Genomic DNA, 18,958 nt, shown 5'->3' on the forward strand with positions numbered 1-18,958 from the left:
CTCGGAGAACCATGGACAAGACCTTCGCGTCGGCCGCAGAGGCCGTCGCCGACATCCCATCGGGCGCCTCGCTCGCCGTGGGCGGCTTCGGCCTGTCTGGCGTGCCGATCACCCTCATCCGCGCGCTGCTCGAGCGCGACGTCCACGACCTCGAGGTCGTCTCGAACAACTGCGGCGTGGACGGGTGGGGGCTCGGGCTGCTGCTCGCCGAGGGTCGCATCCGCCGCATCATCGCGTCGTACATCGGCGAGAACAAGGAGTTCGCGCGCCAGTACCTCTCGGGCGAGGTCGAGGTCGAGCTGACGCCGCAGGGCACGCTCGCCGAGCGCCTGCGCGCGGGCGGCGTGGGCATCCCCGCGTTCTACACCGCCACGGGCGCCGGCACCGCGGTCTCCGACGGCGGGATGCCGCTCCGGTACGCGCCCGACAGATCGGTCGCGCTCACGAGCGAGCCGAAGGAGATGCGACCGTTCGACTCGTTCGGCAAGAACCGGGAGTACGTCCTCGAGCGCGCCATCCGCACCGACTACGGCCTCGTGCGCGCCGCGGTCGGCGACCGCCACGGCAACCTGCGGTTCGAGAAGTCCACCCGCAATTTCAACCCGCTCGCCGGGATGGCGGGCCGCGTGACCCTGGCCGAGGTCGACGAGCTCGTCGAACCGGGCGAGCTCGGGCCTGACGACATCCACCTGCCCGGCATCTACGTCGACCGCGTCGTGCAGCTCACGCCGGAACAGGCCGCCGACCTGCCCATCGAGAAGGTCACCACCCGCCCCAGGAAGGACGCCTGATGCCGCTCACCCGCGACGAGATGGCCGCGCGCGCGGCCCGCGAGCTCGAGGACGGCACGTACGTCAACCTCGGCATCGGCCTGCCGACGCTCATCCCGAACCACCTGCCCGACGACGTCGAGGTCGTGCTGCACTCCGAGAACGGCATCCTCGGCGTCGGCCCCTACCCGTGGGAGGGCGAGGAGGACGCCAAGCTCATCAACGCCGGCAAGGAGACCGTCACGGTGCTGCCCGGCGCGGCCTACTTCGACTCGTCGGCGAGCTTCGGGATGATCCGGGGCGGGCGCATCACGACGGCCGTGCTCGGGGCGATGCAGGTCTCGGCGCACGGCGACATCGCCAACTGGGCGGTGCCCGGAAAGATGGTCAAGGGCATGGGCGGCGCCATGGACCTCGTCAACGGCGCCGAGCGCGTGATCGTGGTCATGGAGCACGTCGCGAAGGACGGCTCGGCCAAGCTCGTGCAGGAGTGCACGCTGCCCCTGACCGGCCGCCGCTGCGTCGACCGGGTCATCACCGACCTCGCGGTGTTCGACGTGACCGCCGACGGGTTCGTGCTCGTCGAGCTCGCGCCCGGCGTTACGGTCGAGCAGGTGACGGATGCCACGGGCGCGCCGTTCACCGTCGCCGACGAGCTCGGCCCGGGCGCCGCATGACCGAGCTCCGCGAGGTCGTCGTCTGCTCGCCCCTGCGCACGCCGGTCGGACGGATGGGCGGCGCGCTCGCGACGGTGCCCGCGCTCGAGCTCGCGACGACCGTGCTCACCGCGCTCCTCGAGCGCACCGGCGTCGACCCCGCGGCGATCGATGGGGTCATCGCCGCGCAGGGATATCCGACCATGGAGGCGCCCGCGATCGGCCGGGTCGTCGCGCTCGACGCGGGCTTGCCGGTCACCACCACCGGGTACCAGCTCGATCGCCGGTGCGGCTCCGGCCTGCAGGCCGTGCTCAACGCCGCGATGGAGGTGCAGACCGGCGTGGCCGACGCGATCGTCGCGCTCGGCGTGGAGTCGATGTCGAACGCGCCGTTCTACTCGGTCGAGGGCCGCCGCGGCATCGCGGGTGCCGGGCTGATGCTGCACGACGCCCTCTCGCGCGGACGCGAGACGGTCGGCGGCCGACGTTTCCCGTCGCCCGACGGCAACGTCGGTTCCGCCGAGTTGCTGCGCGCCGAGTACCGGATCTCGCGCGAGGCGCAGGACGCCTTCGCGCTGCAGTCGCACCGCCGCGCCGTCGCGGCGCAGGAGTCGGGCGCGTTCGACGCCGAGCTCGTGCCCGCCGAGGTGCCAGGGCGTAGCGGCACGGTGGTCGTCGACCGGGACGAGCACCCTCGTGCGGACACGTCGCTCGAGGCGCTCGGCGGGTTGCGCGCCATCCTCGGTCGCAGCGACCCGGAGGCGACCGTGACGGCCGGCAACTCGAGCGGCCAGAACGACGCGGCGGCGGCCTGCATCGTGACGACGCCCGAGCACGCCGCGGAGCTGGGCCTGAGCCCGATGCTGCGACTCGTCTCGTGGGCGGTCGCGGGCAACGACCCGCTGCGGTTCGGCGTCGCGCCCGTGCCGGCCGCGAACCTCGCGCTGTCGCGTGCGGGCCTGTCCTTCGACGACCTCGACGTGATCGAGCTCAACGAGGCGTTCGCCGTGCAGGTGCTCGCGTGCCTCGCCGACTGGGGCATCGACGCGGACGATCCTCGACTGAACCCGCGCGGGAGCGGCATCTCGATCGGGCACCCGATCGGCGCCACCGGCATCCGCATGCTCGCGACCCTCGCGCACGAGCTGCCCGACCTCGACGGCGGGCTCGCGCTCGAGACCATGTGCATCGGCGGCGGCCAGGCGCTCGCCGCGGTCTTCGCGCGGGCGTGAGCGCGCAGGATGCTCCGTCGGTGAACCCGAGGCGGCCGCGCCTCGTTTCCCCGATACGGCACGGACGCGTCGCGTTCGTGCGTTCGGATCTGGGGAGGATCGCGATGTCACGACGAATGAGCCGCACGCTGGCCGCAACGCTCGCGGCGATACTGGCAGCAGGACTCGGGATGTCCGGTGGTGCGGCGATGGCCGCATCGGGGGCGAAGCTGAAGCAGTTCCGAGTGCCGACCGACGCCAGCCAGCCTCGGGACATCACCAACGGATCGGACGGCAATCGCTGGTTCACCGAAGGAACCGAGTTCGACGCCGCGCCCGCGAAGATCGGTCGCATCACCCCGGCCGGCGAGATCACGGAGTTCGCGCCCGGCGTGGAGGACGGATGCAACCTCTGCATCCTGACGGACATCGAACGCGGGCAGGGCGACCTCCTCTACGTCACCTCCAACGACCCGACACTGATGCGGTTCGACGTCGGAACGCAGGCCTTCGCCACGCCGGTGGCGATGCCGAACAACATCGCACTCGGCGGCAGCCTCGCCGTGCACGGCGACTCGGTCTGGATCACCGACTTCAACAACGACGTGGTGTGGCGCTACGACACCGTCACCGGCACGTTCGCGTCGTTCGCGGCGAACAACCCCTCGGACGTCGCCGTGGACGCCGCGGGAAACGCGTGGTTCACCGAACCCCAGGCCAACATCGAGAGCAGCAACATCGGGCGCATCGACGCCGTCACCGGAACGGTCACCCGGACCGTCGTCACACCGGCGGCACGGGCCATCACGGTCTCCCCGGTCGACGGCAAGGTCTGGTTCTCCGTCCGGTTCACGACCCACGGCGTCGGCTTCGTCGACCCTGCGAACGGGAATGCGGTCACGTTCTTCCCCGTCGCGAACACCGGCCCGAACGGCATCGCCGCCGGGGCCGACGGCAGCATCTGGTTCACTCAGGAGATCACGGGCAACGCCGCCAGCATCACGAACGCCGGCGTCATCACCGAGGGCAGGGCCGTCAAGGGCAGCGAGCCCGCCGGGATCACCGTGGCGCCCGACGGCGACCCGTGGTACGCCATGCGTGAGGCGGACAAGATCGGCACGTTGCTGCTGCCCTAGCGAACCGCCGACACTGCCGCGTCAGGCGGCCGTGAGCCGGCCGAGGGCGTCGCGAACGGCCGTGGCGTCGGCGCCGTGCGCCACCGCACCGACGGCGGCTCGCCAGGCTGCGGCGAGCATCGCGCCGAGCTCTGCGGACGGCGGTGCGCAGAGGTCGGCCAGCGCACCCGCGACGGGGTCGGGCTCCTCGCCGATCGGCGGCTCCGCGAGCATCCAGGCGTAGCCGGCCCGGGTCGCGAAATCGAAGCCGACGGCGAGCGCCGCGCCCAGCCGCACGCTCGCCGACCCGGTCGGGAGGGCCGCCGCTGCGCCCTCCATCCGGTCGAGCACGCGCCGCTCTACATCGGCGCGCACGAACGCGTAGATCCCGAGCTTGCCGTCGAAGTGGTGGTACAGGGCCCCGGTCGTGACTTCCGCTTCACGCGCGAGGTCGGCGACGGTCACGTCGTCGAAGGGTCGCGAGCCGAATTCGCGGGCCGCGGCGAGCACGAGGCGTCCCTTCGGGGACGTCGAGACCGGAACCCACTCGCGCATGGAACCATAATGCCGTTATGCTGAGGGTAAGTCACGTTACGACACACGGAAGGCTGCGCGATGAAGCTCGAATTCCTGCTGGCGCCCACGTCCCACCTGGCCGCCTCTTTGGCCCTCTACCGCGACACGTTCGGAGCCGAGGAGATCTGGCGCGAGGGTGACTCCACCGTCTCGCTCGGCCTGCCCGGGACCGACGTGCAGCTCATGCTCGACGCCAACGATCCCGACGCCCCGGCCGGTCCGGTGTTCGTGGTCGACAGCGTGGAGCGGTTCCACGCCGACGCGCCGGCCGGACTCGACGTGGTGGCCGAGCCCGCGGACATCCCCGGAGGACGCCTTGCGACGTACCGCGATCCCAACGGACTCGTGATCTACGTCATGGATCAGTCGACCGACGCCCCGGTCGGCTGACGCGCGGGGCCTCGTCACCGCAGCGGCATCGGCGAGGGCGGCCGGGCGGCCAGGCGGCGTGAGCTCAGCGTGCCCGCTCGGGCCCTCCGGTGGGGTCGATGCTGGTCACGGTTGTGAGCAGGAACACGGAGTCCTCGAGCGCGAGCACCGAGTGCCGGTCGTGGGTCAGCACGTCGAGCCGGCCCTCGTCGATCACGGCGACGTCCTGTCCGGTCACCCGGACCCGTCCCTCCAGGACCTGGATGCTCGCGGCGGCGGGTGCGTTGTGCTCCCCGAGCTCCACGCCGTCGCGCAGCGCGATGATCGTCTGGCGCATGGGTCCGTCGCGGAGGATCAATTCGGCGCTCCGGCCGTGCTCGTCGGCGAGCGCGACATCCATGTGCCTCCGAGCGAGTGCGACGAGGTCGGCCATGGGAGTCCTCCGTCCGAAAGGCGTGTCGTCCAGTATGCCAACCGCGGGTCGGCGCCGCCTCAGTCGGCGACGAGCGTGCCGCCGTCGATGACTGCCTCCTGCCTGCCCACAGCGTACGGATGGCGCACGCCGACCGGTCATCGTGATCCGTGATGCGACGCATCATGCGGGGCCCCGCACGACACGATGGAACCTCGGACGTTCGCAGGGAAGGGGCCGCCGATGGGCTCGCACGAGGGACGCACGTACGTCGTCACGGGCGCGGCATCCGGGATCGGCGCGGCGACCGCCGCCGCACTCGCCGAAGCGGGTGCGCGCGTGATCGCCGCGGACCTGGAGTGGGACGGCGCGCCGCCATCCAGTCGCGTCGAACGCGTCGACCTCGACGTCGCCGACCATGACGCGTGGGTCGCGCTGGCCGCCCGACTCGCATCCGAGGGCGACGAGCCATCCGTGGACGGCCTCGTCAACGCCGCCGGCATCACCCGGCGCGCCCGCCTCCACGACGCCACGGCCACCGACTTCGCGGCGGCGTTCGCGGTCAACGCCACGGGCCCGGCGCTCGGCATCCAGGCGCTCGCACCCCTGATGCGCGACGGCGCCTCGATCGTGAACGTCGGGTCGGCCGCGGGCACGATGGCGCATTACGGCATCGCGTACGGCGCGAGCAAGTGGGCGCTGCGCGGCATCACGAAGACCGCCGCGATGCAGCTCGGGCCACGCGGCATCCGGGTCAACCTGGTCAGCCCCGGCTTCATCGAGACGCCCATGACCGCGAGCGCGCCGGCCGCGTTCCGCGACGTGAACCTCGCGGCGACGCCGCTCGGCCGCACGGGCACGCCCGCCGACGTCGCGGCCGTGATCGCGCACCTGCTCTCGCCCGATGCCGCGTATGTCACGGGCGCGGAGATCGCCGTCGACGGCGGCCTCACGGGCCACGGCGGCGGGCTGCCGATCGCGCGGGCGCTCGCGGGCGACTGACCAAAGTCACTTCAGGCGCTCCGATCCCGTGCTACCAACGCCTGCATGGGGGATACGACGACCGGTACGACGGCAGCAACGAAGCGGTACGCGCAGGGCGCACTGATCGCGACCTCGGTCTCGGCGTTGGTGGTGAATGCGAACACGTCGGCGGTCTCGATCCTGATCCCGGCGATCTCCGAGGACACGGGCACCCCGACCGACACGCTGCAGTGGGCGGTGACCGGCTATTCGCTCGTGGGCGCCGCGGTGATCGTGACCTCGGGGTCGCTCGGCGACGTGTTCGGGAGACGCAAGATCTTCCTCGGCGGCCTGTTCCTGTTCATCGCGTCGTGCGTGCTGATCGCGCTCTCGCAGGAGGGTTTCGGCGTGATCGCCGGCCGCTGCATCCAGGGTGCCGCGGGCGCGACGATCCTCGCCTGCGGCATGAGCCTGCTGTCGGCGTCGAACACGGGCAAGGCGCAGTTGCGGGCCGTGACACTGTGGGGCGCGGCGTCGGCGATCGGTGCTGCCGCCGGGCCGCTCGTCGGCGGCCTGCTCGCGTCGACCCTCGGCTGGCAGGGACTGTTCTGGATCGACGCGGCGATCGCGGCGGCCTGCGTGCCGCTGACGTTCGCGGCGGTCCAGGAGTCCCGCGATCCCAGCCGCCCGAGGTCGATCGACTGGACGGGGACGGTGCTCATCGCGGCCATCCTCGCGCCGCTCATCTTCGCGCTCACGAATGGGAGCGCCTGGGGCTGGGTGTCGCTGCCGACGCTCTCCTGCTTCGCCATCACGATCCTCGCGACGATCGGATTCGTCCTCGTCGAGCGGCGCGTGAAGGCGCCGCTGCTCGACCTCGGCCTGCTCCGCAACAAGATCCTCGTCGGCGCGACGCTGTCGATCCTGCTCGGATCGGGCACGGTGAACGCGATCATGTACGTCGTCAGCCTGTACTTCCAGGATCCGGCGACGCTCGACATGGATGCGTTCCAGGCGGGCCTGGCGACCCTGCCGGTGGCGGCGGCCGCCGTCGTGATCGCTCCGCTCATCACGCCGATCGTCGGGAAGATCGGCGCGCGCACGACGATCGCGGTCGGATTCATCATCATGACCGTGTCGTTCATCGCGCTCGCCTTCGTGCAGGCGAGCTGGGCGTACGCGCTGTTCGTGCTCCCGCTCATCGGCGTCGCGGCCGGCATGAGCCTCCAGAACGGCCCGTGCTCGTCGATCTCGACGGCGTGCGTCGAGCCGGGCGAGGTCGGCGCCGCGTCGGGCGTCTCGAACATGGCCCGCTACGTGGGTGCCGCCGTCATGACGGCGATCGTCGCGTCGGTGTACAGCTCGGTCACGGCGAACCAGGTGGCGGACGGCGCCTCGCAGGCCGACGCGCTCGCCCGCGCCTTCTCGTGGTCGTCGATCGCGATGGGCATCTGGTGCGCGCTCGGCATCGCGCTCGCGCTGCTCGTCGCGCGCCACGTCACCCGCAGGCCGACCGAATTCGAAGCCGCGGCGGCCGCGGCCTCGACCTCGCACACGCTCACGCCGCCCGCCGACGTGGTCGGAGCCGGCGCGGGCGCCACCCAGCGCTGAGCGCATCAGCGGTCGTGATGGACTCCATCATCGATCGCCCCTTCACTGATACCGGCCGACGGGTTTGACTGGGTTCACGCCGCTCATGGCTGCGCGCGTGATTGGAGACCCACCCGTGACATCGTCGTCCGTCGGCCTGGCCGCCCCCTACGCGATCGTCCGCTTCCGCCCCGGCGGGAGCGCGGCCGATGCCGAGCCGCTGCTCGGACTCGTCGCGGGCGACCGGGTGCGCGAGGTCGGCCCCGACGAGCTCGGCGCACCCGACCTCAACGCGTTCCTCGCGGAAGCGCCCGCGTCGTGGGACCGGCTGCGCCGGGTCGCCGAGCAGGCGGACGGCACGTGGCATCCGCTCGCCGACGTCACGCTCACGGCGCCCGTCACGCCGCGCCAGGTGCTGCAGACCGGTGCGAACTACCGCACGCACGTCATCGACCTCGTCGCGGCCGGCCGTGCGAAGAACGACCCGCGTCCGATCGAGGAGCTGCGGGAGTGGGCGGCCGAGATGATGGACCGCCGCGCGCGCGAGGGTACGCCGTACTTCTTCATCGGCCTGCCCGCGGCCGTGGTCGGCGACGACGTCGACCTGGTGCTGCCCGGCTACAGCGACCAGCACGACTGGGAGCTCGAGCTCGCCGTCGTGATCGGCAAGACGGCCTATCGCGTCGACCGCGAGCACGCCCTCGAGCACGTCGCCGGCTACACGATCGTCAACGACATCACGACCCGCGACCTCGTCTTCCGCGAGGACATGAAGGAGATCGGCACCGACTGGTACCGCGGCAAGAACGCCCCGGGCTTCCTGCCGACCGGCCCCTTCCTCGTACCGGCCGAGTTCGTACCGGACGCCGGTGACCTGCACCTCGAGCTCACGCTCAACGGCGACACGATGCAGGATGCCACGACCTCCGACCTGCTGTTCGACCTGCCTGCGCTCATCGCCGGTGCCTCGCAGAACATGCCTCTGCTGCCCGGCGACCTGCTGCTCACCGGCAGCCCTGCGGGCAACGGCATCGTCCACGGGCGCATGCTCCGGGACGGCGACGTGATGGTGGGCGCGATCGAGGGGCTCGGCGCGCAGACCGTGCGCGCGGTCGCCGAGGCGGAGTCGCGATGAGCACCCCGGACGCGAGGGTTGGGGAGGCGCCCCGGCGCCGTCTCGAAACCCGGCCCACCCCCACCGAGAACCCCGCCGAGCTCGATCGCACGAACCCCTCGCGCCACGTCGCCGAGGCGGCCGAGGCGTACCGCAACTGGGGTCGATGGGGCGAGGACGACCGCCTCGGTACGCTCAACTTCATCGGCGACGCCGAGCGCGCCCGAGCCGCCGGCCTGGTGCGACGGGGTGCGAGCTTCTCGCTCTCGCAGCCGTTCGACATGAACGGCCCGCAGCAGGGCTGGCGTCGCCGCACGAACCCCGTCCACACCATGCTCGACACGGGCACCGACGCCGCGGCCGGCACGCAGGGCTTCCCGCACGGGCTCGGCGGCGCCGACGACGTCATCGCCATGCCGCTGCAGTGCTCCACGCAGTGGGACGGCCTCGGCCACATCTTCGACCACGGCGTCGCATGGAACGGGCGGCCCGCCGGCCAGGTCGTCACGAGCGACGGTGACCTCGTCACGGGCATCGAGCACGCGGCATCCGCCATCGTCGGCCGCGGCGTGCTGCTCGACGTCGGCCGGTACCTGCGGCCCGAGGCCTCCGAGGACGGCCCCGCGGGTGAACTCCCCGAGGGGTATGCGATCACCACCGCCGACCTCGAGGCCTGCATCGACGCGCAAGGGGCGACGAGCGCGGTCGGTCGGGGCGATCTCGTGCTCGTGCGCACCGGCCGCTACGCACGCGCCCTCCGCGACGGCTGGAACGGCTACGCCGGCGGCCCGAGCGCGGGGCTCTCGTTCATCACGGCCGGATGGCTCCACCGCACCGAGATCGCGGCCATCGCGACCGACACCTGGGGCTTCGAGGTGCGCCCGAACGAGTTCGACGACGCCTTCCAGCCGCTGCACCAGGTCGTGATCCCCAACATGGGGCTCGCGATCGGCGAGATGTGGGACCTCGAGTCGCTCGCCGCCGACTGCGCCGAGGACGGCGTCTACGAGTTCCTGCTCGTCGCCCCGCCGCTGCCGATCACCGGCGCCGTCGGCTCGCCCGTCAACCCCATCGCCCTGAAGTAAGCCCTGAGAACCCAACGGAGGGATCCCTGATGTCCGCTGTCTCCCGCGTCGCGATCGTCGGTTCCGGCGTCGCCGGCACCGCCGCCGCCATCCTGCTCGCCGAGGGCGGCGTCGAGGTCGACGTCTTCGAGAAGAAGCCCGACCTGTCGGCCCTCGGCTCCGGCATCACGCTGCAGGGCAATGCGCTGCGCGTGTTCGACCAGCTCGGCGTCTGGGACCGGGTGAAGGAGGCAGGGTACAGCTTCGACCAGACCGGCCTGCGAGCCCCCGGCCCTGACGCGCCGTTCATCGCGCAGATCCCGGACGCGAGGACGGGCGGCCCAGAGTACCCGGCGGTCGCGGGCATGTACCGCCCCGACCTCGCCCGGATCCTCGCCGACCGCGCCACCGAGCTGGGCGCGCGCATCCACTACGGCACGACGGTGACGAGCTTCACGCAGGATGACGAGGGCGTCGACGTGGCGCTGTCCGACGGGTCGACGGGTCACTACGACCTGCTGATCGGCGCCGACGGCCTCAACTCCGACATCCGGAGGCAGCTCGGCATCGAGGTCGAGCCCGAGCGCACGGGAATGGGCATCTGGCGCGCCTTCGTGCCGCGCCCGAAGGACGTCACGCAGACCGACCTGTACTACGGCGGTCCGGTGTACATCGCCGGCTACACGCCGACGAGCGAGGAGATGATGTACGCCTTCCTCGTCGAGCCCGCGCAGGATCGACACCTGTCCTCGCCTGAGGAGGGCGTCGAGGTGATGAAGGGCCTGTCGCAGGCGTACGGCGGCCCGTGGAACGAGATCCGCGCGTCACTCGACGAGGCGTCGCGCGTGAACTACACGTGGTTCACGCAGCACGTCGTTCCCGACGCGTGGAACCGCGGCCGGGCCGTCATCATCGGCGAGGCGGCGCACAGCTGCCCACCCACGATCGCCCAGGGGGCGGCGCAGGCCGCGGAGGATGCGCTCGTGCTCTCCGAGCTGCTGCTGTCGCGCGACCAGGTGGACCAGTCGCTCTGGGACGAGTTCCACGCCCGACGCCTGCCGCGCGCGACCGAGGTCGTCGAGGCCTCCGTGCAGCTCGGCCAGTGGCAGATCGACCACGTGCAGGATGCCGACGTGCCGGGCCTCATGCGGAGCGTCGCGATGCTCGTGAGCCAGCCCGCATGAGCGGCGCCGTGACCGAGCGCGTCGGGCCCGTCGTCGATGTGCACGCGCACCTGCTGCTTCCCGCACTGCAGCAGGCCGTCGCCGAGCGCGACCCCGAGGGCTTTGCCGCCGCGCAGGCCCTCGAGGCGAGGCGCAACGGGCCAGCGAGCCTTGCGGCCTCGGGGCGCATGATCGGCGAGCGGATGCCGCTGCTCACCTCGCTCGACGCCCGCCTCGCCGAGATGGACCGACAGGGCGTCGACGTGCAGGTCGTGTCGCCGTCGCCGAGCCACTACTACCCGTGGGCGAATGAGGAGGTCGCGACCTGGGCGGCCCGCGAAGCGAACCGAGCCATCGCCGAGCACGTGGCCGGCGCCCCCGACCGCCTGATCGGCCTCGGCCTCGTGCCGCTCCAGCACCCGGACCTCCTCGTGGCGGCCCTCGAGGACGCCGTCGTCGGCCACGGCCTCGCGGGCGTCGAGCTCTCCTCGTTCGCTGGCGACGTCGAGCTCTCCGACGAGCGCCTCGAGCCGTTCTGGACGCGTGCCGTGGAGCTCGATGCGATCGTGTTCCTGCACCCCTTCGGCTGCAGCCTCGACGAGCGCCTCGACCGCTTCTACCTCTCGAACACGGTCGGCCAGCCGGTCGAGAACGCGGTCGCGCTGTCGCACCTCATCTTCGCGGGCGTGCTCGACCGGCATCCGGACCTGAAGCTCGTCGCGGCGCACGGCGGCGGGTACCTGCCGACGTTCCTCGGTCGCTCCGACCACGCGTGGCAGGTGCGGCCCGAGGCGCACGGATGTCGCGACCTGCCGTCGTCGTACCTGCGGCGCCTGCGCTTCGACTCCCTCGTGCACGCTCCGGGCGCGCTGCGCGCCCTCGTCGACGTCACGGGCGCCGACCGCGTGCTCGTCGGGAGCGACTACCCGTTCGACATGGGGGTCGACGACCCCGTCGACCGGGTCCGCGAGGCGGCACTCGGCGATGCGGACGAGCGCGCCGTGCTGTCGGGCAACGCCATCGACCTCCTCGGCTCGCGGCTGCCGAAGGGCCGTGTGCGCGCGGTCGCCGCCGGGGGAGTCGCATGAGGATCGCGCGCTGGACCCACTCGGGCGCGATCGGCGAGGGCTTCGTGATCGGCGAGGGCGTCGTGCCGTTCCCGCGCGCGCTGACCGTCGCCGACGTGCTCGCCGCCGGGCTCGCCGAGCTGCCGGTGCTCGCCGCGGAGATCGAGGGCGACCCCGAGGCATCCGCCCTGCCACTGGACCAAGTCGAGCTGCTCGCGCCGCTCGTGCCGGCGAGCGTGCGCGACTTCGTCGCGTTCGAGGAGCACGTCGAGGGAGTCACCGCCTCGGTCGACGGCGCCAGCCAGGTCGTGCCCGAGTGGTACACGTACCCGACGTTCTACTTCACGAACCCGCACTCGATCATCGCGACCGGTGACGAGGTGCGGCCGCCGGCGACCGAGCGGCTCGACTTCGAGCTCGAGGTGGGCGCCGTGATCGGCGGCATGCCGGGCTCGGACGGGCGGGACCTCACGCCGGCCGACGGGGCGGCTCACATCTTCGGCTACACGATCTTCAACGACTGGTCGGCACGCGACGTGCAGGGGCGCGAGATGAAGGTGCGGCTCGGCCCTGCCAAGGGCAAGGACTTCGCGACGACGCTCGGGCCGTGGATCACGACCGCCGACGAGTTCGCCGGCCTGGTCGACGACGAGGGGTTCCTCGCCATCCGCGTGGAAGTGTTCGTCAACGGCGAGCGCATCGGCCACGACCTGCTGTCGAACATGGGCTGGCCGTTCGGCGAACTCGTCGCCTACGCCTCGCGCGACACGCGCGTCGTGCCGGGCGACGTGCTCGGTTCGGGCACGGCGGGCAACGGCGGATGCCTCGCGGAGCTGTGGGGGCGCGCGGGCGAGCTGACGCCGCCGCCGCTCGCCGCCGGCGACGAGGTCGTGATGCGCGTGGAGGGGATCGGCGAGGTCCGCAACACCATCGGCCGCGCCCTGCCGGTTCCCGACATCCCGCCTGCGCGCCAGCGGTCGCGTGCGCGCGAGCGGGGCTGATCGCGCAGCCGCGCGATCCGCGGTCAGGCGGCCGCTTCGCCCAGCCCGGCCGACGCCTCGACGAACAGCCCGCGCAGCCACTCGTGCTCGGGGTCGCGACGGTGCACCGGATGCCACCACATCGCGTTGTGGATCGGCGTCGCGTCGAACGGCGGCTCGTAGACGCGCACGCCCGCCGCATTGCGCGCGTACTCGGCCAGGCTCGCCTGCACCAGCGCGAGGCGGTTGGTGCCGACCACGAACATCGGGTTGAGCAGGAAGCTCTCGACGACGGCCTCGACGTGCGGTTCGATGCCGAGCTGCTGGATCTGGCGCGTCGCCGACGTGAATGCCGAGCGCGACATATAGGTGAACACCCACGGCAACCGGGCGGCGTGCTCGAGCGTGAGCTCATCCCCGATCTCGGTATTGCCCTCGTCGGCGACGACCACCCAGCGATCGTTCCAGAGGTCGGTGTACGGCAGGTCGGTCAGGAACCCGTGCGGCATGAGCAGGGCGTCGGCACCGCGCAGGCGGTTGACGGCATCCTCGACGATCTGCTGGTTGTGGATCATGAACCGGAACCGCACCCCGGGCGCCCGCTCGGCCGCGAGCGCTGCCACGCGCCGGCCGGTCGTCGCGAAGCTGTAGTCGGAGCCGTAGATCGCGAACTCCCGCGTGGACTGGCTCGGGTCCCATTCGGCCGAGCTCTCGAAGACGCGTCGCGCGGCGTCGAGTGCCGCTGCCGTGTGCTCGGTGAGGCGGGATGCGAGCGGAGTGAGCTCGTACGTGTTGCCGGTGCGCGCGAGGATCGGGTCGTTGAAGTGCGTGCGCAGCCGCGCGAGCGACGCGCTGAGCGCCGGCTGGCTGAGGTGCAGGCGCTCGGCGGCGCGAGTGACGCTCCGCTCGGTGAGCAGCGCGTCGAGCGAGACGAGCAGGTTCAGGTCGAGTCGGGAGAGGGGAGCCTGTGAATCGGACACGTCGTTGTGCTCCATCGCTGGGTGGGTCCCCAGTCTATCGGTGTCATCGATCCCCGGCGCTAGCGCATCGCGCCGCCTGATGGCAGCCCGGGTGTCACATCACGCTGGTCGGTGCCGCCGTCGTGGCGCCCTCGGCCAACGCCGCCGTCGCGAGGGCGAGGTGGCGGCGCGTCATGTCGCCCGGCGTCGCGACCTCCGGATCGAGCCATTCGTGGCCGCCCCACTCGCTCGCGAGCGTGCCCCCGAAGCCCGACCCGGCCAGCAGTGCGCCGAGGTCGCGGATCGGCTGCGACACGCGAGCGTCGGCGTCGTCGAGGTCCCAGAACTTGAGGTGGAAGGCGCCGATGAGGGGCAGGATGTCGCGCAGCACTGCGGCGTCGGAGCGTCCGAAGCGCACGATGAGGTTCATGTACATCGCGTGCACCGCCGGCGGGACGGCGCCCGACCGGAGGTGCTCGACGACCGCGGCGGCCGTCGCCGGTTCGCGCCACTCGTCCGCGAGACGCGCGAGCAGTTCGCGGGGAAGGCAGGCCGCGGCCATCCGCTCGAGGTAGGTCGTCGGCAACGCCGGCATGAGCATGCTGATGTCGACGAGCACGCGCAGGCGAGGATCGTCGAGGGCGGCGATGGTCTCGATCGCCGACGCCGCGGCGGGGGAGTCGGGCGTCTGCTGCCCCTGGATCTCCTCGTACAGGACGAGGTCGAGGTCATGCAGGACCGGAAGCAGCTGACGCAGCAGCGGGGCACCCGCCTGCCCGATCGGGAGTCGGACGCCATCGGCACCGACGCGCTGTGCAGCGCGAAGCTGGGGCACGAGGAACGCCAGCCGTTCCGCGTCGGAGCGTCGCTGCGACGGGCCGACCCAGTCGTCCAGGCTCGCCCCGACGATGCTCACGCGTCCGCCCGTGGCATCCAGCCGGCGCCGCAGCTCGTCGACCTCGGCGTCGTCGGGCTCGGGGAAGGAGCGCCAGAGCTGGCCGGGCTCGAGTTCGATGACGCTCGCGATGCCGTCGGCGACGATATCCACCGCGATGTCGGGCGCCGCGCGCTCGGCGCGGATGACCTCGGGCGTCCAGTTGAAGGCGCTCGCGGCGAGCGTCCACTGCCCGGGCAGGGCCGGCGAGCCATCCGGCTCGATGCGATCGGCCGCCTGCGAGACACGGTTCGAACCGCGCGCGCCCGGTGCGCTGGCATCACGCCCCGTCGCGACATCCGCCACGAGGGCGCGCTCGGCATGGAACGGCAGGACCAGCGGCCCGTCCGGACCCGCCTGCAGGTACGGGATCGTGAGCCGGAACGACACCGAGACGTCGTGCCTGCCCCCAGACAGCGCGAGCGGCGCCTCGACGACGAGCCGATCTTGGAGGAACCACCATTCGTCGTGGGTCCGGATCCGCAGGCCCGCCACCTCGGCGCCGTCGATCCGCACTTCGAGCCCGGAGACGCTCGTGAGCGGCAGCGAGCGGATCCACGGCAGGCTCAGGCGCACGCCGATGCCGTCGGGTGTGGTCACGAGCGCATCGTCGAGCAGGATGGGCAGGCTCATGGTCGGGCGCACTCCTTCGTGTCTCAGTTGAGACGAAAAGGTACACCCTTAAGTCGAAAACAGGAAGAAGTGGTTCAGGATGCCGCGGGCATGACGTCGCGGATCAGCGGCCGACCCTCGGCGAACCATCGCGGGAACGTCGCCTCGAACAGCTGCTCGCGCACCATCTCGGCGCCACCGCGCAGGGGTTCCTTCTCGTCGCCGTGCGAGCGCACGATGCTGAGGTCGCGCGTCGCCAGCGGCAGCGAGAGCTCGTAGACGCGCTGTCGCACCTCAGCGAGGAACACCTCGCCGGCGGACGACACGGCGCCGCCGACGACGATGACACCGGGGTTGAACATGTTGACGAGCGCGGCGATCGACTCGCCGACGAGCCGGGCCGAACGCTGGATCAGCGAGATCGCGAGTGCGTCGCCGTCGACGGCGGCCAGCGCGATCGCCTCGGGGGTGATCGGTTCGCCGCGTTCGACGACCTTGACGAGCGCACCGTGCCCGCCCTCCTGCACGGCGGCCTCGGCGTCGCGCACCAGCGCCCAGCCGCCGGCCTCGGCCTCGAGGCATCCGATCTTGCCGCAGCGGCACTGCGCCTCGGAGTCGCGGACGCGCACGTGCCCGATGTCGCCGGCGGCGCCGTTGGTGCCCCGGTGGATGCGGCCCCGCGAGAGCAGGCCCGCGCCGATGCCGGTGCCCACCTTGCAGAAGATCAGGTCGGGGAGTTCGTCCTCCCGTCGGGCGCGCTCGCTGAACGCGAGGAGGTTCACGTCGTTGTCGACCCAGGTGGGCGCGCCGAACCGCTCCTCGAACCGGCGCCGCATGTCGAAGCCGTTCCAGCCGGGCATGATCGGCGGGGCGACCGGGCGACCGCTCTCGAAGTCCACGGGGCCGGGGATGCCGACGGCGATGCCCCAGACCGGCACGTCCTCGTGACGGGCGAGGATCTCGTCGAGCATCTCGAGGGCCTTGTCGATCGTCTCGGCCGGACCGCGCGCGATGTCCCACGGCGTGTGGCTGTGGTCGATGACGTCGCCGAGCAGGGAGGCGATCCCCACGCGGATGTGCAGGGCGCCGAACGCGCACACGATGATGCGGCCCTGCTCGGATCGGAATCGCAGCGTGCGTGGCGCGCGCCCGCCGGACGAAGGGCCGAACTCGCCGTCGGCGAGGAAGCCCATGTCGATCGCCTGGTCGACGCGTTGCGTCACGACGCCGCGCCCCAGCCCGGTCACCCGGCCGATCTCGGGGCGGGTGGTCGCCTCACCCGTGCGGACGAGGTTCACGATGCGCAGCAGGCTCGTGACCTCGTCGGTCTGTGCCCCGAATCGGAGCGTGGACTCGCGTGTCATGCACCGATTCTGGCACAAGACGCGTCATCCACTGTCGATTTCGGCGTAACTATGGACAGCCACCGCGGTCACTTTTGTATAGTCAAGACCGAAGTCGACGGTGACGAGCCGAGGAGATCGCATGGCATGGGGAGTCGGGATGATCGGCGCGGGGCCCGGGGCTGCCGCATTGCACCTGCCCACCCTGGCGCGCCTCGACGACCTGTTCCGCGTCGTCCACATCGCCGATGCCGGCAGCGGGCGCGCTGCCGAGCTGGCCGCGCAGGCCGGCGCGGCCAGCTCCAGCGGCACCGCCGAACTCCTCGCGGATCCGTCCGTCGACGTGGTCGCGATCTGCAGCCCGCCCTCCGAGCACGCCCGCCAGATCCTCGACAGCCTGGCGGCCGGCGTTCGCGGCATCCTCTGCGAGAAGCCCCTCGCCACGACGGAAGAGGACGCGCAAGCGGTCGTCGACGCGTGCCGTGAGGCGGGCGTGCCGCTGCTCGTCGCGACCAACCACCTCTACGACGAAGCTTGGGATCGAGCCAAGCGCCACCTCGTCGCGCTGGGATCCGACGTCCGCACGATCACCGCCACGGTCGCCCTGCCGCCCAACGGCCGGTTCCATGGGGTCGTGAGCGAGCCGGCCGCCGGCCCGACGCCGCCGCGCGGCGCTCCCGACCTGACGGACCCCGCGATCGCGTCGGCCGTGATCCGTCAGTTGGTGATCGGGCTCGCCGTGCACGACCTTCCGGCGGTGCGCGACCTCGCACCCGAGCTCGAGGGCGTCGACTTCGCCGCACTCGTGCCGCCGATCGGGTACACCCTGGGATTCCGGTCGAGCGGCGTGCGCGTGCTGCTCACCGCCGTGATGCTGCCCGACGGGCCCGACCCGGTGTGGCGGCTCAGCGTCGGGACGGCGACCGACCGGGTCGACGTCGAGTTCCCGCCCGCGTTCGTGCACGCCGGCAGCGCGACCGTCCGAGTGCGGCACGGCGACCTGAGCTCGACGACGTACCGTCGCGACCTCGAGGACGGGTACGTGCGCGAGTGGCGTGCGCTGGCCGCGATGCTCGACGGTTCCGGGACGGCCGAACTCCACGAGGTGCTCGACGACGCGTTGTTCGCGATCCGATTGGCGGATGGTGCCGCCGCGGTCCGCGAGGGAGTCACGTCGTGACCGCCGCCGTTCCGGTCCTCACCGACCTCCACGCGTACCGTGTCGCGGTCGCGGAGTTGCCCGCGAGCGCCCGGCTCACCGCGGACCCGGCCGGAGCGATCGTGGTCGTCGACGGCGCCACCGCGTGGTGGGACGCCGCAGCGAGGGCGATCGACGCGCCAGCTGCCGCCATCGTCGTCGACGCGCCGATCGAGGTTCCCCTGGACGCGGTCCGCGCGCTCGCCGCTCCCGACGCCGTGCCGATCCTCGTCCACCGTCCCCGCGTCCGACACGACCTGGTGGCCGTGGCGCTCGAGCATCGCGGTGAGGCGCCTCCTCCTCGCGTCGTCGTCGCGGAGGGTCGGGCGAGCGTCGACCACCTGCCCGCGCTCGTCCGCGACGCGATCGGATGGATTCGCGCGTTCGGCGGCGGGCCGGTCGACGTCGCATCCGGCGCGGGCGCATCGGTCGGCGTGAGCGCCCTGCTGCGATCCCGGTCCGACGGGCGCGTGGTCGGCTCGCTCATCGCCGCCGCGATCCGCCCCGACGGCGAGTGGCTCCGCATCCAGGCCCTGGGGGAGACGACGACGGAGTTCGAGCTCGACGCCGCGCTCGGCCGGTGCGAGCTGGCCACGAGTACGAGCCGCGGTCGGCTGGTCGCCCCGACCCGCTTCGAGAGCGGCGAACGGGCCGTGCTCCGCCGTGCGATGGCGGCATCGCTCGAGTCGAGCGATGTCGTCGGCGATCTCGCAGGGCTGATCGACGATGAAGAGACCGCGGCGATCGCGTTCGGGCTGACTTCCGCCAACTTTAGTTGATATTTGACTAAAGCCGGTCTAGAATCGACATGACGTTGGGGCCCTCCGGGGTCCGATCCGAACCGTGATGCTGCGGGGAGGGC

General features: G+C 71.9%; 19 protein-coding genes. 14 read left to right on the forward strand and 5 right to left on the reverse strand.

Translation table 11 applies throughout. From position 1 onward, the window contains the following. Positions 1 to 11 precede the first annotated feature (11 nt). The 4 genes from ACFQ58_RS16460 (at position 12) to ACFQ58_RS16475 (ending at position 3,773) form a co-directional block, all read left to right on the forward strand. Positions 12 to 791 (forward strand): CoA transferase subunit A, encoded by a 780-nt coding sequence (locus ACFQ58_RS16460; protein ID WP_376952244.1) that lies wholly within the window; start codon positions 12 to 14, stop codon positions 789 to 791. After that, entirely contained in the window at positions 791 to 1,447 is a 657-nt protein-coding gene (locus ACFQ58_RS16465; protein ID WP_376952245.1) for a CoA transferase subunit B, read from the forward strand. The genes ACFQ58_RS16460 and ACFQ58_RS16465 overlap by 1 nt, the downstream gene beginning before the upstream one ends. Beyond that, the gene (locus ACFQ58_RS16470; protein WP_376952246.1) at positions 1,444 to 2,658 is read left to right on the forward strand and encodes an acetyl-CoA C-acetyltransferase; all 1,215 of its coding nucleotides are present in this window, start codon (positions 1,444 to 1,446) and stop codon (positions 2,656 to 2,658) included. The genes ACFQ58_RS16465 and ACFQ58_RS16470 overlap by 4 nt, the downstream gene beginning before the upstream one ends. Positions 2,659 to 2,762: 104 nt before the next feature. Continuing rightward, positions 2,763 to 3,773: a hypothetical protein gene (locus ACFQ58_RS16475; RefSeq protein WP_376952247.1), complete on the forward strand. Its 1,011-nt coding sequence runs from the start codon at positions 2,763 to 2,765 to the stop codon at positions 3,771 to 3,773. A gap of 21 nt (positions 3,774 to 3,794) precedes the next feature. Here ACFQ58_RS16475 and ACFQ58_RS16480 read toward each other — a convergent pair whose 3' ends face one another. Next, positions 3,795 to 4,307 carry a TetR/AcrR family transcriptional regulator gene (locus ACFQ58_RS16480; protein ID WP_376952248.1) on the reverse strand — a complete coding sequence of 171 codons (513 nt, stop codon included), beginning with the start codon at positions 4,305 to 4,307 and terminating at the stop codon, positions 3,795 to 3,797. A 60-nt stretch (positions 4,308 to 4,367) separates the two neighbouring features. Here ACFQ58_RS16480 and ACFQ58_RS16485 point away from each other — a divergent pair, with 60 nt between their 5' ends. After that, on the forward strand, positions 4,368 to 4,718 hold the full coding sequence (locus ACFQ58_RS16485; protein ID WP_376952249.1) for a VOC family protein: 351 nt from the start codon (positions 4,368 to 4,370) through the stop codon (positions 4,716 to 4,718). Between the two features lie 64 nt (positions 4,719 to 4,782). On the opposite strand, the gene ACFQ58_RS16490 is transcribed toward ACFQ58_RS16485, so the two are convergent. Then, entirely contained in the window at positions 4,783 to 5,130 is a 348-nt protein-coding gene (locus ACFQ58_RS16490) for a cupin (RefSeq protein WP_376952250.1), read from the reverse strand. A 222-nt stretch (positions 5,131 to 5,352) separates the two neighbouring features. Between ACFQ58_RS16490 and ACFQ58_RS16495 the strand changes: the two genes are divergently transcribed. The 7 genes from ACFQ58_RS16495 to ACFQ58_RS16525 all read left to right on the forward strand — a co-directional run bounded on the left by ACFQ58_RS16495 (position 5,353) and on the right by ACFQ58_RS16525 (position 13,071). Then, positions 5,353 to 6,111 carry an SDR family oxidoreductase gene (locus ACFQ58_RS16495; protein WP_376952251.1) on the forward strand — a complete coding sequence of 253 codons (759 nt, stop codon included), beginning with the start codon at positions 5,353 to 5,355 and terminating at the stop codon, positions 6,109 to 6,111. 45 nt (positions 6,112 to 6,156) lie between these two features. Then, positions 6,157 to 7,683 (forward strand): MFS transporter, encoded by a 1,527-nt coding sequence (locus tag ACFQ58_RS16500; protein ID WP_376952252.1) that lies wholly within the window; start codon positions 6,157 to 6,159, stop codon positions 7,681 to 7,683. Positions 7,684 to 7,798: 115 nt separating this feature from the next. Next, the gene (locus ACFQ58_RS16505; protein WP_376952253.1) at positions 7,799 to 8,797 is read left to right on the forward strand and encodes a fumarylacetoacetate hydrolase family protein; all 999 of its coding nucleotides are present in this window, start codon (positions 7,799 to 7,801) and stop codon (positions 8,795 to 8,797) included. Continuing rightward, positions 8,794 to 9,861, forward strand: coding sequence for a cyclase family protein (locus tag ACFQ58_RS16510; protein WP_376952254.1), 1,068 nt, complete (start codon positions 8,794 to 8,796; stop codon positions 9,859 to 9,861). Before ACFQ58_RS16505 ends, ACFQ58_RS16510 begins: the two co-directional genes overlap by 4 nt. Before the next feature lie 29 nt (positions 9,862 to 9,890). Beyond that, positions 9,891 to 11,024 (forward strand): FAD-dependent oxidoreductase, encoded by a 1,134-nt coding sequence (locus ACFQ58_RS16515; protein WP_376952255.1) that lies wholly within the window; start codon positions 9,891 to 9,893, stop codon positions 11,022 to 11,024. Further along, positions 11,021 to 12,091 carry an amidohydrolase family protein gene (locus ACFQ58_RS16520; RefSeq protein WP_376952256.1) on the forward strand — a complete coding sequence of 357 codons (1,071 nt, stop codon included), beginning with the start codon at positions 11,021 to 11,023 and terminating at the stop codon, positions 12,089 to 12,091. The genes ACFQ58_RS16515 and ACFQ58_RS16520 overlap by 4 nt, the downstream gene beginning before the upstream one ends. Further along, positions 12,088 to 13,071 carry a fumarylacetoacetate hydrolase family protein gene (locus tag ACFQ58_RS16525; protein WP_376952257.1) on the forward strand — a complete coding sequence of 328 codons (984 nt, stop codon included), beginning with the start codon at positions 12,088 to 12,090 and terminating at the stop codon, positions 13,069 to 13,071. The genes ACFQ58_RS16520 and ACFQ58_RS16525 overlap by 4 nt, the downstream gene beginning before the upstream one ends. Positions 13,072 to 13,094: 23 nt before the next feature. On the opposite strand, the gene ACFQ58_RS16530 is transcribed toward ACFQ58_RS16525, so the two are convergent. From ACFQ58_RS16530 to ACFQ58_RS16540, 3 genes are all read right to left on the reverse strand, one after another. Continuing rightward, positions 13,095 to 14,030, reverse strand: a complete 936-nt coding sequence (locus ACFQ58_RS16530) for a LysR family transcriptional regulator (RefSeq protein WP_376952258.1) — start codon at positions 14,028 to 14,030, stop codon at positions 13,095 to 13,097. A gap of 94 nt (positions 14,031 to 14,124) precedes the next feature. Next, on the reverse strand, positions 14,125 to 15,576 hold the full coding sequence (locus ACFQ58_RS16535; RefSeq protein ID WP_376952259.1) for a hypothetical protein: 1,452 nt from the start codon (positions 15,574 to 15,576) through the stop codon (positions 14,125 to 14,127). Positions 15,577 to 15,650: 74 nt separating this feature from the next. After that, positions 15,651 to 16,919: an ROK family protein gene (locus ACFQ58_RS16540; RefSeq protein WP_376952260.1), complete on the reverse strand. Its 1,269-nt coding sequence runs from the start codon at positions 16,917 to 16,919 to the stop codon at positions 15,651 to 15,653. Positions 16,920 to 17,040: 121 nt separating this feature from the next. On the opposite strand from ACFQ58_RS16540, the gene ACFQ58_RS16545 reads away from it, so the two are divergent. After that, the gene (locus tag ACFQ58_RS16545; protein WP_376952261.1) at positions 17,041 to 18,078 is read left to right on the forward strand and encodes a Gfo/Idh/MocA family protein; all 1,038 of its coding nucleotides are present in this window, start codon (positions 17,041 to 17,043) and stop codon (positions 18,076 to 18,078) included. Continuing rightward, entirely contained in the window at positions 18,075 to 18,875 is an 801-nt protein-coding gene (locus ACFQ58_RS16550; protein ID WP_376952262.1) for a hypothetical protein, read from the forward strand. Before ACFQ58_RS16545 ends, ACFQ58_RS16550 begins: the two co-directional genes overlap by 4 nt. The last annotated feature ends 83 nt before the right edge of the window (positions 18,876 to 18,958 follow it).

This window comes from Agromyces sp. NPDC056523, from assembly GCF_042794545.1.
In the GTDB taxonomy this organism is placed as follows: Bacteria; Actinomycetota; Actinomycetes; order Actinomycetales; family Microbacteriaceae; genus Agromyces.